The organism is Ferrimonas pelagia, from assembly GCF_039543565.1.
GTDB lineage: Bacteria > Pseudomonadota > Gammaproteobacteria > Enterobacterales > Shewanellaceae > Ferrimonas > Ferrimonas pelagia.
In genome coordinates, this window is the sequence record NZ_BAABJZ010000107.1 from 38,323 (window position 1) to 50,885 (window position 12,563).

A 12,563-nucleotide genomic window follows, 5' to 3' on the forward strand; every position below is an offset into this window, starting at 1 on the left:
AAAAATTTGTATTTTGTACCACGGTCATTCCATTTGTTTGACGCTGCTCGAACCAAATTATCCTGTTATCACTTCGGTCGTGTAACGATCTTTAACTATTCATGTGCACAATTTATTACCTAAAGGTTTCGGTACGCGTCACGGAATCTCATACATGAGTGGATGTTGACTTGTGTCAAGAGAATTAGTTACCTAAAATTTGTTAGTGATATGTGAAGACCTTTCAGCGGTCAGTCATCTGTGGGTAGTTACGGGTAGTCATGACATTACAGCCTCACGGGAGGGGTTGCATGAATGTAAAAGATGTTATCGCCATCATCATTACGATCGCGGTCGGATTGGGTGTTTTTGTGACGGTGAAGGCCGAAGGGCTGACGAATTGGCCTTTTGTGGTGGTTGGGATAGCGGTGATCGGCCTCGTAATGCTTGGTGCATTAGGTCGCGAGGAACAAAAGTAGCTTTGTCGATGAGATAGAGTTTATGCCACGCTGAACGCGTGGCATTTTTGTGTGTACGACGAAGTAGCGCCCGCTCACGGCTGGAAAAGTTGAACGGGTCAGAACGCGGTACCTTCGCTTGCTTACATGGCTGAACAGCAAGCCAGTCTATTTTTTCTGCTTGTAATGAGTATGTTAACTACACTGAGCTTGATACCATTAATTTCAAGAGGGATCGGCATGATATCTGACTATGCATCAACGGTTCGTAGTGCGCTCGAAGCAGCAGGATTGGAGACGCCGTTGCGCGAGAACGGGTTAGATCGAGATCAAAAGCGGCACAAGATCGAGGGATGTATGGCTGAGATCATGGATACCTTAGGTTTGGACCGTCGCGATGACAGTTTGATGCAGACGCCCGCTCGGATCGCAAAGATGTATGTTGATGAGATATTTTGTGGTTTGGATTATGCGAAATTTCCAAAACTCACCGTGATTGATAATAAAATGGGTGTTGATGAAATGATCACCGTGTCTGACGTCGCGGTGATCAGCACCTGCGAGCATCATTTTATTACGATCGATGGGACCGCGAAGGTCGCCTATATACCGGATGATAAGATCATTGGCTTGTCGAAAATAAATCGCATCGTGCGCTTTTTTTCCCAGCGGCCTCAGGTGCAGGAACGTTTGACTCGACAATTGCTCATTTCGTTGCAAACTCTGTTGGGTACGGAAAACGTGGCTGTGTCGATTAATGCGATCCATTACTGCGTCAAGTCTCGCGGGGTAATGGATGCAAACTCGCACACCACAACAACGGCGCTGGGTGGAACCTTTAAGGCGGATCCGAGAACCCGCTCCGAATTTCTTTCCTTGTAGTGGCTATTTATAATGCGGCGCGTTGTTGGATGGTTGCAACTGTGTGAGCTTGTTGTGGCGGCGTTTTGATATAAACGCTTTGTTGACCATCTTCTTGCTTTTTATATAGCTCTCATTGTAATTTGCATGTGTATTTATCATGCTTGCTTGATCGCAGCTAATTACTTTGTAGCTTATATACGAATAAGAAGGTCATGTTATGAAAAAGGCCCTAGTTGCTATTACATTGTTCCCAATGTTGTCCGCCTGTGCTTTGCATGGCCCCTATATCAGTACGGCAACAGAGCCGCAACAGTGCCAGGTTGGTGAGCGTCAATTCTTAGGGGATCCAGCTAGGTTAACCTTGCACGATACGGTCAGTGATTCCGTTCTGCCCGCCAAGTATCAGATTAAACAAGGGGCGGACAAAGACGCGCTTGGAGTCTGGGCGTGGCGCGAAGGCGATAGCCATTATGAGCTTAAGGTGAACGGTTATCGCTCTCACCTATCTGAATATCGCCAGATCGAGGGAGAGATCTTCAGTGAGGGCGCTCGGCAAAAAGCGGTGTGCTTAAAGGCGATGTGATCTTGGTTGAATGCCACAAAAAGCCGAACTCTCTGAGTTCGGCTTTTTGCTTTTGGTCATGGCGCTGTCCCAACGTGACAAGGCCGCAGGGCCTAACGACGCGGTAAGGTGGCCCATTGGGAGCGAAGTGGCGAAGGGCGGGATATGCTGGCTCCAGCAGTTTGGCGAGGGCTTGCTAACCTTGTGAGAGTGGGATCAGGCGGAGGGATCGGTCAAGCAGCCGCCCGATGCGATCTAGCGATAGCCCAGTGTCTCTCTTCAAGGACTTAGAATATGACTCAATTCCCTCTGTTTACGTTGGATAACGCGCCGAGTGGCAGCCAAGCGTTATTGGCGCAGTCGCTAACCGATTACGGTATGGTGCCAAACCTGCATGCGGTGATGGCCTTATCGCCGCCGGTTCTTGAAGCGTACCAACAGCTGCATCGATTGTTTATGGCCAGCAGCTTTACCGATGCTGAAAAGACCGTGATCTGGCAAACGGCGAATCGTTTCCATGAGTGCCACTACTGCCAGCCAGCCCACACGGCCATCGCCTACCAGATGGGGATTGAAGAAGCGGTGATCCTCGCGTTGAAACATAATGCGCCGTTGCCCGATCCCAAGCTGCAAGTTTTGCACGACCTCACTCTGGCGATCATCGGCCAGCGCGGTCACGTCAGTGAGGCGCAATTGACCAGCTTTTATGCGGCGGGTTTCGGGGCACAACAACTGCTTGAGTTATTACTAGGAGTGACTCAGAAGGTGCTCAGCAATTACACCAATCATGTGGCGAAAACGCCATTGGATGAGCCGTTTAAAGCCTTTGTTTAAGGGGGCAGGATGTCAGGCAGATACACGGTCGGCGGTCAGGAACACGGGATCTCGAGCGAATTAATACGAGAGCAGAGTGGCGCCCTAGGGGAGGCAGGGACGGCCTTATCCAATGCGATCGCACAGTATCAGGGGTTGCGCGGAGTCAAAGGGCCGCGCAAAGAGCAGTTGCTGGATGAGATCGCCGAGTGCTGTTGGCATCTGCAGATGCAAAGGGAGTTCGTCGGCTTTGCGCAGGGCAACTGGGAGTATATAAAAGCCCATTATGATTTGCCTGATGGCATCGAGCAGCGAATGGGGCGGCGATAGGGTCTTACCCGGTGCGCTGAAACTGCTATTGGGTTGCGTGCGGGCGCCATTATTGGAGAGGCAACGCTCTCCCATCACAATACCGCAAAGGGTTAACCCCAATGGCTCCCTTGTCTCGTACATAGTCAGCCTTTGTCGTGACTGCGGGTCGATTGGTGTTCGGTGATGTCTTAACCGAAACCGTGTTGCGATGGTCGTCGTCGACACCGGCTTGTCTTTGCTCAACCGCAAGGAAAGTGGCGGCGCCAATCCTTGCTATGCCGCCGTTGGGGCGAGCGGTCGCGAGTAGGTGATAAGCACGCTTTCGGCATAGCTTTTGGGATCGTTACGGGCGAAATTGAGCTGTTCAAAGATGGACTCTTCGATGTCACTCAGCTCGCGCAGCGCCGGTGGTTCAAACAAAGCGCAGCCTGGGAGACACAGTGCTGTGAGCATGAGGGCGTACGAAGCGGCACGATAGACCATTTTCTCTCCTAGCGCAGTGGAGTTATAAGCCTAGTCGGCATCGCAACGTTTGCTTGTTGGTGTCCATCCGTTCAGGCTAAGCGCAGGATCGAACGCCATTGGGGAGTCTAAAGTGCAGCTATGTTGAACATAAACCCGGCCTATCCCTCGGCTAATGCGTTGGTTGAGGATGTATTTCGGCGCCTTAAAGCCCATTTTGGTTGCTTCGAGTGGTGGTTGAATGCACCCGCGTACGAGGTGATGTTGGGGGCTGTGCTGGTGCAGAACACCAACTGGAGAAACGCCGACAAGGCGCTGATCAATCTTGCTGAGCATCGAGATCCGGCGGCGATAGCACGGCTGCCTTTGGCGGCACTGGCGGCGTTGATCCGCCCTAGCGGCTATTACAACCAGAAAGCGGCCAAACTTAAGGCGCTAACCCGTTGGTATGCCCGCTACGGCTATGAACTGGCTCGCGTCCAACGGGTTGACCTCACGGTGCTGCGGCAGGAGTTGTTGGCGATTAAGGGGATCGGTCCGGAGACGGCGGATGCGATCTTGGTGTACGCCATCGGCAAACCCTCGTTTGTGATCGATGCCTACGCGCGGCGCCTGTTCAGCCGCAACGGACTGACGGTGCCGAAGGACTATCACCGATTTCAGGCGCTCATCGAAGCGGCGATCCCGCGTGACAATGCGGTATATGCCTACTACCACGGCCTGATCGTTGAGCATGGACAGGCGTACTGTCGGCCCACGCCGCGCTGCGATGCATGTCCTTTGCGGTCAACCTGCCTTGGGCCGGAATGAACGCGCACAGACAACGGCTAACTCCCGCTGTCGAAGATCTCGGGACTGACAACGTCGAGAAAGGCCTGGATCAGCGGCTCGTGCTGTCGATTGCGTTGGCACGCTATCCCCAATCCAAAGGGGGGGATCTCTTCCGGGCCGGTGAGGGGTTGTAGGCGCGACTTCACCGGGCTGTTATCGATCACCACATGAGGTGCGATCCCCACGCCACAGCCTAAAGCCACCATACTGACCAGCGCTTCGTGACCGGAAACGGTGGCGTAGATCTTGGGCTTACCCAACTGCTTCCGTCGATACCAGGTTTCGATCCGGCGGCGGGTTTGGCCGTGCTCGGGCATGATCAGCGGGATCTGGCGCCAATCGATCGGACAATGGCTCAATTGCTGCTGGATGGCGCAGGGGATCGTCGGGCCGACCACCGCCACCGAGATCTGGGCAAGCGGCTTGATGTAGTACTGCATCGCGTGATCGCCGTCGCTGGCGGCGATGGCCAGATCGACATCGCCAAATTTGAGCTGATCGAGCGCCGCAGCGGCATCACCGGTGGAGAGGATCAGCTCCACGGCCGGATGGTGTCGACGGAACTGATCCAACATTGCCGGCAGATGGCTGTAGGCCGCGGTGACCGAGCAGTAGAGTCTCAGTTGGCCGCTGAGCTCTGCGGTGCGATCGTTTAAGGCGTGTTTTAGCTCCTGCCATTGCAACAATTGCTGCGCGGCGTAATCACGAAAGCGTTCACCGGCGGGGGTCAGCCTGACTGAACGGTTGTCCCGTTGCAGCAGCGTTGTGCCCAGCTCCTGCTCAATCCGTTGGATGCTGCGGCTGAGTGTGGATGGACTGACGTGGTTGGCCTGCGCGGTTTTGCCGAAGTGCAGGTGCGTCGCGAGGTGATGGAAAAGTTGGAGCGAGCGGATATCCATTGCCGATGTTTTGATCCTACGCAATATGGCCAACGGGCCATGAATCGATACTGAAGTGCCGATCCTTTAGAGCGGCAGAGGAGCGCAGATCCCCAGCCGGGGCGTGCGCCGTTGTTGTTGCGTTTTTTGCAACGTGACGTTGTGAATGTATCACTTTTGGCAATGCTGATCTTGCGTTATTGTCACTAACCATAGGCAATGCCGACTGATTACACAGTTTAAGATCACAGACACGGAGTTCAACATGGCTAACTATTTCAACACTTTAAGCTTGCGCGAGAAATTGGCGCAATTGGGTCAATGCCGCTTTATGCAGCGTGAAGAATTCAGCACGGGTTGCGACTATATCAAAGGCTGGAAAGTGGTGATCGTCGGCTGTGGTGCGCAGGGATTGAACCAAGGCTTGAACATGCGTGATTCCGGTCTGGACGTGTCCTACGCTCTGCGTGAAGCCGCCATTAAAGAGAAGCGTCAGTCCTATATCAATGCCACGGAAAATGGCTTCGCAGTCGACACCTACGAAAAGCTGATCCCTCAGGCGGATCTGGTCTTGAACCTGACCCCAGACAAACAGCACACCTCAGCCGTTAGCGCGGTGATGCCATTGATGAAGCAGGGCGCCACCCTGTCTTACTCGCACGGTTTTAATATCGTGGAAGAGGGCATGCAGATCCGCGACGACATCACCGTCATCATGGTTGCGCCTAAGTGTCCGGGCACCGAAGTGCGCGAAGAGTACAAGCGTGGCTTCGGCGTACCAACGCTGATCGCCGTGCACCCAGAAAACGATCCGCAAGGGTTTGGTTGGGATGTGGCTAAAGCCTACGCTTCCGCGACCGGCGGCGACCGTGCCGGCGTTTTGGCCTCCTCTTTCATTGCCGAAGTGAAGTCCGACTTGATGGGCGAGCAGACCATCCTTTGCGGCATGCTGCAGACCGGTGCCATCCTGGCCCATGAGCGCATGGTCGAGCAGGGTGTGGATGCGGGCTACGCCGCTAAGCTGATCCAGTACGGTTGGGAAACCGTGACCGAAGGGCTTAAGCACGGCGGGATCACCAACATGATGGATCGCCTGTCCAACCCGGCCAAGATCAAAGCCTTCGACATGGCCGAAGAGCTGAAAGTGACCCTGCGTCCGCTGTTTGAAAAGCACATGGACGATATTATTGAGGGCGAATTCTCTCGCACCATGATGGCCGATTGGGCCAACGATGATGCCAACCTGCTGAAGTGGCGCGAAGAAACGGCGGAGACCTCGTTCGAACAGGCCCCTGCCAGTGATGAGGCCATCACCGAGCAAGAGTTTTATGACCGAGGGATCTACCTGGTCGCGATGATCAAAGCCGGCGTTGAGTTGGCGTTTGAAACCATGGTGGCTGCAGGCATCATCGAAGAGTCCGCTTACTACGAGTCACTGCACGAAACGCCACTGATCGCCAACTGCATTGCGCGTAAGAAACTGTACGAGATGAACGTGGTGATCTCCGATACCGCCGAGTATGGTAACTATCTGTTCAGTCACGCGGCAGTGCCACTGTTGAAAGCGCATGCCAGTGCACTGACGCTGGAAGAGATGGGTAAGGGCCTGTCCGATCCCGCTAATGGCGTGGATAACGTTCGCTTGATCGAAGTAAACGACGCCATTCGCAACCACCCGGTTGAGGTGGTCGGCAAGAAGCTGCGCGGATACATGACCGACATGAAGAAGATCGTTGAGTCTGCCTAGTCTGACTGAATGCGTTCACAACAACGGCGGGGCTTAGGCTCCGCCGTTTTTCGTTGGCAGAGCCGAGAATGCCTTGAGCAACCCCTCCTCTGGCGGGCCGTTTTCACAACAGGCGCGGCGTATGCTTATGATGCACGGCGTTCAAAACAAGCAAATAGCGCGATGGCCTTGCCCTCGGTCTCGTTGGTAACAGCCATTCGTTCCACTTCAACAATGGCCAATAAAATCATGATCTGGGGTTTTGTTACCGTTGGCTCGGCTCTGCTTCGCCGCACAATGTTACAAAGCAAAAAATCGCTCACGATCCACGGCGAGTTGCATTAGGTTAATGTTGTTCACGGTAGTGAGTACGTCGATGTGGGGTCGGCATGCGGGAAGCCGCGCAAGGAGGCGAATGATGGCGACACAGGGACGTTTTTTATTGATCACAGCCGGGTGGTGTACGGTGCTGGTTGCATTGTTGCATCTGGGCTGCATCGTCTTTGGCGGCGATTGGTATCGGGCGTTGGGGGCGGGTGAGCAGATGGCGCAGATGGCTGAGCGAGGGAATTCTATCCGACCGTTGTGACCTCTGCGATCACAGCGGTTCTCGCGGTGTGGGCGGCGTATGCGTTTTCCGGCGCGGGTGTGCTGCCCCGTTTGCCGTTGCGGCGTATGGTGCTGAGCTTGGTTGTGTTCGTGTTGGTGTGCCGTGGGGTGGCGTTTTATTGGTTGATGCCGCTGTTTCCCGGTAACAGCATGACGTTTTGGTTGGTGAGCTCGGCGCTGTGTTTGCTGCTCGGATCACTCTATGCGCTGGGTCTCGTGCGGCGCTGGACCCATCTAGGGGCGAAGGCGCATGCATAACGGCAGTTGTCTGTGCGGGGCGATACGGTTTGAGGTGACGGCAGCGCTGGGCAGCGCTGATGTGTGCCACTGCCAACAGTGCCGCAAGTGGACGGGACATTTCCTGCCTAGCGTTGAGGTTGCGCGGGGGAGCTTGGTGATCGACGGTGCTGATCAACTGAGTTGGTATGCCTCGTCAGACAAGGTGCGCCGCGGGTTTTGTGGCCAGTGCGGCTCGTCGCTGTTTTTCGACCCGCTTGATCAGAGCAAGCATGACTGGGTCGCCATTGCGTTGGGCGCGTTTGATACCCCATTGACTCAGTGTGTGGCGCGGCATATCTTTGTCTCAGAGAAGGGGGATTACTACGAGATAGACGATGGCTTGCCGCAAAATGCGCGCTAAGGCTGCAGTGGCAATGTCCCGCAATCCGTGTGCCTCAATGACACCGGCACGAGGCGTCGCGGTTGGCCTAATGATGACCGCGTTGACGCTGGCTGCTCTCTTCGCTCTCGTCAAACCGGCTTGGCCGGAAGTCGGATTTTTATCTTGGTAATTGGTTGTTTGTTAAGTTTGTTTCTCTGTTAACTCGCATTCGGATGGACTGTATTTTTGCGTGGGTTAGGCGTAGAGTCTTTGTTCAAAAGGATGTGATGTTTGAGGGCAGGAATGCACCAAATTACGCTAGGGCATAGCAATCGACCGGACGATGTTCCAACCGTGCTGGATAACTTGATGAGGCCGGATGGTCAGCCGAGAACGGGCCACTTTGATGGCAGTGTGCGTTGTTTGGGCCTGGATGACTTTCGCTATTTCGATGCCATGGATCGGCCCGCTTCGACCTGGGCCCGACGCTTTCACTTCAAGCAGTTTCAGTTTATTAGCTTGACGTCACCGGAATGGATCATCGGTGTGGCCATCGCCAATATTGGCTATGTGATCAGCGCTTTTTGCTACCGCTATCAGCTCAAAACCGGTGAGATCAAAGAAACGTCTTGGCTCAAGCCGTTTGGCGTGGGGTGTGAAAGTACGCCCTCGCCCTATGACGGCAGGGCGTCGATCACCGGTGGTTCAGGCCAACTCTTGTTTAACATCGTTGAAGGCCAATGGCAGTTCACGCTGGATGCACTCGGGATCCAGGCGGATCTCGCACTTCAGAGTTCGCCGCTGAGCCTGCCGCTGGCGGTGTGCACGCCAACCGGATACAACGGTTGGACCTACACCCAGAAACACAATGCGTTGGCGCTGTCCGGCTCGCTGTCTATCGATGGCGCCAAGCAGCCGGTTGCATCCATGCTGGCGGGGTACGATTTCTCCGCTGGCTATATGCGACGAGAAACCAGTTGGCGCTGGGCCAGCATCAATGCGCAACTGCCCGACGGTGCGCGGCTGGGTTTGAATCTGGCCGCGGGGGTGAACGAAACCGGTACGACCGAAAACGCGCTGTGGATCGATGGCGAACGCTATCTGCTCGGGCCGGTGCACTTTCGGTTTGAGCGGCACCGACCCGGCGGCGCTGCGTCGGGAAGGGTATGGCGGATCGTGTCCGATGATGGTCGGGTTGATCTGCATTTTACGCCGAAGGACAAACGGGCGGAGAAGCGCAACTTGCTGCTGCTAAAAAGTAACTTCCGCCAATACATCGGGCACTTCAATGGCACCCTCATGGATGGGCAGGGGCGAAAGCACCGCTTGGATCGGGTGCTCGGGCTGACGGAAGATCATTACGCAAAGTGGTGAGCTGGGCGCCAACGTCAATGGACAGGAAGGACAAGGATAATTCATGGATTTTTCAGCGGTGATCGCGCATCCGGAGTATCTGCTGATGGTGCTCGCCCCCTTTTTTGGGGTGTGTATGTTGGTGGAGTGGTTCTACGGCGATAGGCTGCGCAAACTGCCGGAGAGTGCACGCTATAAGTTGCCGGAAGTGGCCTGTAATTTTGGCCTAATGGGGCTGCATCAGGCGGCCGATATTCTTACTGGCTTACTGATCGCCAAGCTCTATCTGGCGCTGTTTGGTTGGCGCCTGTTTGAGATCGAGATGGGCCTGTGGAGTTTTCTGCTGCTGATGGTGTTGCAGGATCTCTGTTATTACGGCTTTCACCGTGCCAGCCATCGGGTGCGCTGGATGTGGGCGGCGCATGTGGCTCATCACAGCTCAGAACGGATGAATTTCAGTACCGCCGCGCGGCAAAGTCTGATGTATCCGCTGGCGGGCATGTGGGTATTTTGGCTGCCGCTGGTGTTGATCGGGTTTGATCCCAACTGGGTGGTGTTTGTCGTCTTGCTTAATCTGGCGTTGCAGTTTTTTGTTCATACCCAAGCCATCCGCTCTCTTGGGCCGTTGGAGTGGATCATCAATACTCCGTCCCATCACCGGGTTCATCATGGCCGCAACCCGCAGTATATCGACAAGAATTACGCGGGTATTTTGATCATCTGGGATCGCCTGTTCGGTACGTTTGAGCCGGAAGTGGCCACCGTGGAATATGGTATTACCAAACCGGTCAACAGCTTTAATCCGTTGACCGTCACCTTCAGTGAGTGGCGCGATATGTTCGCCGAAGCCAGTGCACCAGGGCTGACCGTTAAGCAGCGTTGGCGGATCTTGTTTGCGCCCCCAAAAACCAACGAGCAAGCGTGAGAGCGGCTGGGATCGGCGTCGTGCTGCTGGGTCTGAGCGCCTGTACGCCCTCGTTGCCCGATGCGTTGGCAAGGGAGCAGCGCGCGGCGATCCATTTGGTGTCAGAGATCGAGGTCAAACCGCATGAGCGCCTTCGGCTCTCAATGCTGATCGGCGACGAGACTGTGGTTTTTTCCTGGCCCAACACACACCGAGGTAATGTTTCAGGCAGCGTTACAGTGCAGTACCCAGAGGGGGAGCTCGATCGGATCTACGACTATCGGGATTATTACTTTGTCCGTGATGTCGCCGTTGAACCGGCCCAAAAGCGCGCCTATGTGGTAGTGGAGGGAGGCTCGTTTTTCTCTCTCGGTGGCGCGGTGCAACAGCATGTGTATGTTTGGGACATTGAGGGTCGACGCTCGCTGGGGCGGTATCGTTTGCCAACGCATGGGAATTGACCGCCGTCTTTGCGAGCGGCAACAGGATGTCTGGGACGTGTGAGGGGCGGGAATGAAATTAGAACGGGCGCTGAGCCGGATCGCGACGATCCATCAGCAACATTCGCTCAAGTGTGCCTTGGCCATGGGGACGCTGAAGCGGCGATTTGACTGGCCGCAAGTGGAATGGCAGCGATTGGAGCAACTGGTCGATGCGCAGGAGCCGGTGTTTGAGGGCGCTATCTTAACCAGCAATGCAGTGCCCTACGCTGCGGTCGGTAAGCGGCGCCATTGGATCTTGGCGCATGGGGTGTATCCGTACGCGTACTACACGATGCTGGACTGGTTTAATACGGCGTCCGCCGAGTCGATCTTTGATCATTATCTGGAGCTATGTACCCGGCAAAACCGCTATCTGTCCCATGATGTGTCCATTTTGCTGGCGTTTCAGGCCGCGTGGCCGCTGCTGTCATCGTCGACGGAGCGATTGCGTTTCATTGAGCGTTTCTGCGAATTTGTGACCTGCACGTTTTATGACGAGCATCGTCCGGCCGAACCATTGCCGCCGGGTTTTGTGGCGGTGTCTGATCTGTCGCCGCAAAGGGGGCTCGATACGGTGCTGCGTCGGCCGGGCTTCTGGGGACACAATGTGATCCTGTTGTCTTGGCTGCTCCGGCCGGAGTCGCGGCTTAACGACAGGGTCAAGCGGGTGTTGCTGACTCATCTGCATAGCCAGTGTCATTGGCAGTTTGATGATCCACTGGACTGCCCGGATGTTCAGCCGCAAGCGACGTCTGCAGCGGATGAAGCGGCGCTCGAGTTTGCTTGTCGGCGCTTGCTGCTGGGACGCGCAGACAACCTGCATCAAATTACCTTGGCGGAGGCGATCGTCCATTTGTACTCCCAGCCTTGGGTGACACGTGAACAGCAGCTCGGATTGCTGGACGTTGCGCTGCATTTCTCAGGGCAGGGCTAGGCCGGGGCACTCGTCTTGTGGACCGAGTCGGCGCCGCTTAATGATCATGGAACTGCCCGGCGTAGGATTGGGCTGACATAAAGCCGAAGCTGGGGTGCGGTGCGTAGACAATGCCGACGTACTGGTAGCGCCCGTCCATAATGAGTTTCCGATGGCCGCGATCGGCGACGCCATCATCGATGATCAGCCCCATGACGACGTGACGGGCCGCGTTGACGTCCGAGTTGCCATAGAATAGGTTCTCTCCGGCGATCAGCGACCAGCGACCGTAACGGGCGATCCGTTGCTCCGGCGTGGAGCCGTCTCGGCCAATGTGCCCGGTCAGGTTATATTTCCCTTGCTCTGCGGCGTGCTCGCGGGCGGCCAACGTCAGGCCGTATGAGGGCGTCAAGGGCCTGACGGGCTCGGCGCTGCGCATCGCTTCTATCGCTTCGAGCAGGGCTTCGACCCCTTCATGTGTGGTGATCACCTGAATGTGCCCGGGTTGTTTGTTAAACCAAGGCGGATCCCAGATCTTGCCTTCACGGTAGTATTGGAGCATCGGCTCCAAGACCTCATCTGCGTAGCGATAGGGATCGCTGCGGGCGAAGTTGAGCTCAGTGAGGATCCCATGCTCGATGGCGCTGAGGGTGAGGGTGTTGGCGTGGATTGGGGGAGCGAGCAGTAGGGACGTGAGCAACAAAGAACGGACAACGTAACCGAACATTGATACTGACCTCATTGGTTAATCGCAAAGAGTAAGGATAGTTGGTGGCCTAGTATTTGTGATGGCGATGCGTTTCGGTGGATAAACCG

At 55.4% G+C, this 12,563-nt stretch carries 17 protein-coding genes; 14 read left to right on the forward strand and 3 right to left on the reverse strand.

The window, feature by feature from the left end:
* The first annotated feature begins 290 nt into the window (after positions 1-290).
* The 5 genes from ABEA08_RS21395 to ABEA08_RS21415 all read left to right on the forward strand — a co-directional run bounded on the left by ABEA08_RS21395 (position 291) and on the right by ABEA08_RS21415 (position 3,006).
* Positions 291-458 (forward strand): hypothetical protein, encoded by a 168-nt coding sequence (locus ABEA08_RS21395; protein WP_345337490.1) that lies wholly within the window; start codon positions 291-293, stop codon positions 456-458.
* Between the two features lie 219 nt (positions 459-677).
* Entirely contained in the window at positions 678-1,319 is a 642-nt protein-coding gene (gene folE, locus ABEA08_RS21400) for a GTP cyclohydrolase I FolE (RefSeq protein ID WP_345337598.1), read from the forward strand.
* A 199-nt stretch (positions 1,320-1,518) separates the two neighbouring features.
* Entirely contained in the window at positions 1,519-1,884 is a 366-nt protein-coding gene (locus ABEA08_RS21405) for a hypothetical protein (RefSeq protein WP_345337491.1), read from the forward strand.
* A 273-nt stretch (positions 1,885-2,157) separates the two neighbouring features.
* A complete protein-coding gene (locus tag ABEA08_RS21410) occupies positions 2,158-2,697 on the forward strand; it encodes a carboxymuconolactone decarboxylase family protein (RefSeq protein WP_345337493.1) in 540 nt (179 codons plus the stop codon).
* Between the two features lie 9 nt (positions 2,698-2,706).
* Entirely contained in the window at positions 2,707-3,006 is a 300-nt protein-coding gene (locus tag ABEA08_RS21415) for a hypothetical protein (protein ID WP_345337494.1), read from the forward strand.
* A 255-nt stretch (positions 3,007-3,261) separates the two neighbouring features.
* Here ABEA08_RS21415 and ABEA08_RS21420 read toward each other — a convergent pair whose 3' ends face one another.
* The gene (locus ABEA08_RS21420; protein WP_345337495.1) at positions 3,262-3,471 is read right to left on the reverse strand and encodes a hypothetical protein; all 210 of its coding nucleotides are present in this window, start codon (positions 3,469-3,471) and stop codon (positions 3,262-3,264) included.
* A 120-nt stretch (positions 3,472-3,591) separates the two neighbouring features.
* Between ABEA08_RS21420 and ABEA08_RS21425 the strand changes: the two genes are divergently transcribed.
* Complete coding sequence (locus ABEA08_RS21425) at positions 3,592-4,260, forward strand: endonuclease III domain-containing protein (protein ID WP_345337496.1); 669 nt, start codon at positions 3,592-3,594, stop codon at positions 4,258-4,260.
* Between the two features lie 17 nt (positions 4,261-4,277).
* On the opposite strand, the gene ilvY is transcribed toward ABEA08_RS21425, so the two are convergent.
* Positions 4,278-5,180, reverse strand: a complete 903-nt coding sequence (gene ilvY, locus ABEA08_RS21430; RefSeq protein ID WP_345337497.1) for an HTH-type transcriptional activator IlvY — start codon at positions 5,178-5,180, stop codon at positions 4,278-4,280.
* Between the two features lie 244 nt (positions 5,181-5,424).
* Between ilvY and ilvC the strand changes: the two genes are divergently transcribed.
* The 8 genes from ilvC to ABEA08_RS21470 all read left to right on the forward strand — a co-directional run bounded on the left by ilvC (position 5,425) and on the right by ABEA08_RS21470 (position 11,768).
* Positions 5,425-6,906 carry a ketol-acid reductoisomerase gene (gene ilvC, locus ABEA08_RS21435; RefSeq protein ID WP_345337498.1) on the forward strand — a complete coding sequence of 494 codons (1,482 nt, stop codon included), beginning with the start codon at positions 5,425-5,427 and terminating at the stop codon, positions 6,904-6,906.
* A 397-nt stretch (positions 6,907-7,303) separates the two neighbouring features.
* Positions 7,304-7,474, forward strand: coding sequence for a hypothetical protein (locus tag ABEA08_RS21440; protein WP_345337499.1), 171 nt, complete (start codon positions 7,304-7,306; stop codon positions 7,472-7,474).
* Positions 7,471-7,752, forward strand: a complete 282-nt coding sequence (locus ABEA08_RS21445) for a hypothetical protein (protein WP_345337500.1) — start codon at positions 7,471-7,473, stop codon at positions 7,750-7,752. Before ABEA08_RS21440 ends, ABEA08_RS21445 begins: the two co-directional genes overlap by 4 nt.
* Positions 7,745-8,134, forward strand: a complete 390-nt coding sequence (locus ABEA08_RS21450) for a GFA family protein (protein ID WP_345337501.1) — start codon at positions 7,745-7,747, stop codon at positions 8,132-8,134. The genes ABEA08_RS21445 and ABEA08_RS21450 overlap by 8 nt, the downstream gene beginning before the upstream one ends.
* A gap of 264 nt (positions 8,135-8,398) precedes the next feature.
* Entirely contained in the window at positions 8,399-9,469 is a 1,071-nt protein-coding gene (locus tag ABEA08_RS21455; protein ID WP_345337502.1) for a DUF2804 domain-containing protein, read from the forward strand.
* Positions 9,470-9,512: 43 nt separating this feature from the next.
* Positions 9,513-10,373 carry a sterol desaturase family protein gene (locus ABEA08_RS21460; protein WP_345337503.1) on the forward strand — a complete coding sequence of 287 codons (861 nt, stop codon included), beginning with the start codon at positions 9,513-9,515 and terminating at the stop codon, positions 10,371-10,373.
* Entirely contained in the window at positions 10,370-10,813 is a 444-nt protein-coding gene (locus ABEA08_RS21465) for a hypothetical protein (protein ID WP_345337504.1), read from the forward strand. The genes ABEA08_RS21460 and ABEA08_RS21465 overlap by 4 nt, the downstream gene beginning before the upstream one ends.
* 52 nt (positions 10,814-10,865) lie before the next feature.
* On the forward strand, positions 10,866-11,768 hold the full coding sequence (locus ABEA08_RS21470) for a hypothetical protein (RefSeq protein ID WP_345337505.1): 903 nt from the start codon (positions 10,866-10,868) through the stop codon (positions 11,766-11,768).
* 37 nt (positions 11,769-11,805) lie between these two features.
* On the opposite strand, the gene ABEA08_RS21475 is transcribed toward ABEA08_RS21470, so the two are convergent.
* Positions 11,806-12,489 carry a CAP domain-containing protein gene (locus ABEA08_RS21475; protein WP_345337506.1) on the reverse strand — a complete coding sequence of 228 codons (684 nt, stop codon included), beginning with the start codon at positions 12,487-12,489 and terminating at the stop codon, positions 11,806-11,808.
* Positions 12,490-12,563 lie beyond the last annotated feature (74 nt).

Coding starts and splice junctions, on each gene's coding strand:
- ABEA08_RS21395 (WP_345337490.1), top strand. CDS start 291: ATGAATGTAAAAGATGTTATCGCCATCATCATTACGATCGCGGTCGGA.
- folE (WP_345337598.1), top strand. CDS start 678: ATGATATCTGACTATGCATCAACGGTTCGTAGTGCGCTCGAAGCAGCA.
- ABEA08_RS21405 (WP_345337491.1), top strand. CDS start 1,519: ATGAAAAAGGCCCTAGTTGCTATTACATTGTTCCCAATGTTGTCCGCC.
- ABEA08_RS21410 (WP_345337493.1), top strand. CDS start 2,158: ATGACTCAATTCCCTCTGTTTACGTTGGATAACGCGCCGAGTGGCAGC.
- ABEA08_RS21415 (WP_345337494.1), top strand. CDS start 2,707: ATGTCAGGCAGATACACGGTCGGCGGTCAGGAACACGGGATCTCGAGC.
- ABEA08_RS21420 (WP_345337495.1), bottom strand. CDS start 3,471: ATGGTCTATCGTGCCGCTTCGTACGCCCTCATGCTCACAGCACTGTGT.
- ABEA08_RS21425 (WP_345337496.1), top strand. CDS start 3,592: ATGTTGAACATAAACCCGGCCTATCCCTCGGCTAATGCGTTGGTTGAG.
- ilvY (WP_345337497.1), bottom strand. CDS start 5,180: ATGGATATCCGCTCGCTCCAACTTTTCCATCACCTCGCGACGCACCTG.
- ilvC (WP_345337498.1), top strand. CDS start 5,425: ATGGCTAACTATTTCAACACTTTAAGCTTGCGCGAGAAATTGGCGCAA.
- ABEA08_RS21440 (WP_345337499.1), top strand. CDS start 7,304: ATGGCGACACAGGGACGTTTTTTATTGATCACAGCCGGGTGGTGTACG.
- ABEA08_RS21450 (WP_345337501.1), top strand. CDS start 7,745: ATGCATAACGGCAGTTGTCTGTGCGGGGCGATACGGTTTGAGGTGACG.
- ABEA08_RS21455 (WP_345337502.1), top strand. CDS start 8,399: ATGCACCAAATTACGCTAGGGCATAGCAATCGACCGGACGATGTTCCA.
- ABEA08_RS21460 (WP_345337503.1), top strand. CDS start 9,513: ATGGATTTTTCAGCGGTGATCGCGCATCCGGAGTATCTGCTGATGGTG.
- ABEA08_RS21470 (WP_345337505.1), top strand. CDS start 10,866: ATGAAATTAGAACGGGCGCTGAGCCGGATCGCGACGATCCATCAGCAA.
- ABEA08_RS21475 (WP_345337506.1), bottom strand. CDS start 12,489: ATGAGGTCAGTATCAATGTTCGGTTACGTTGTCCGTTCTTTGTTGCTC.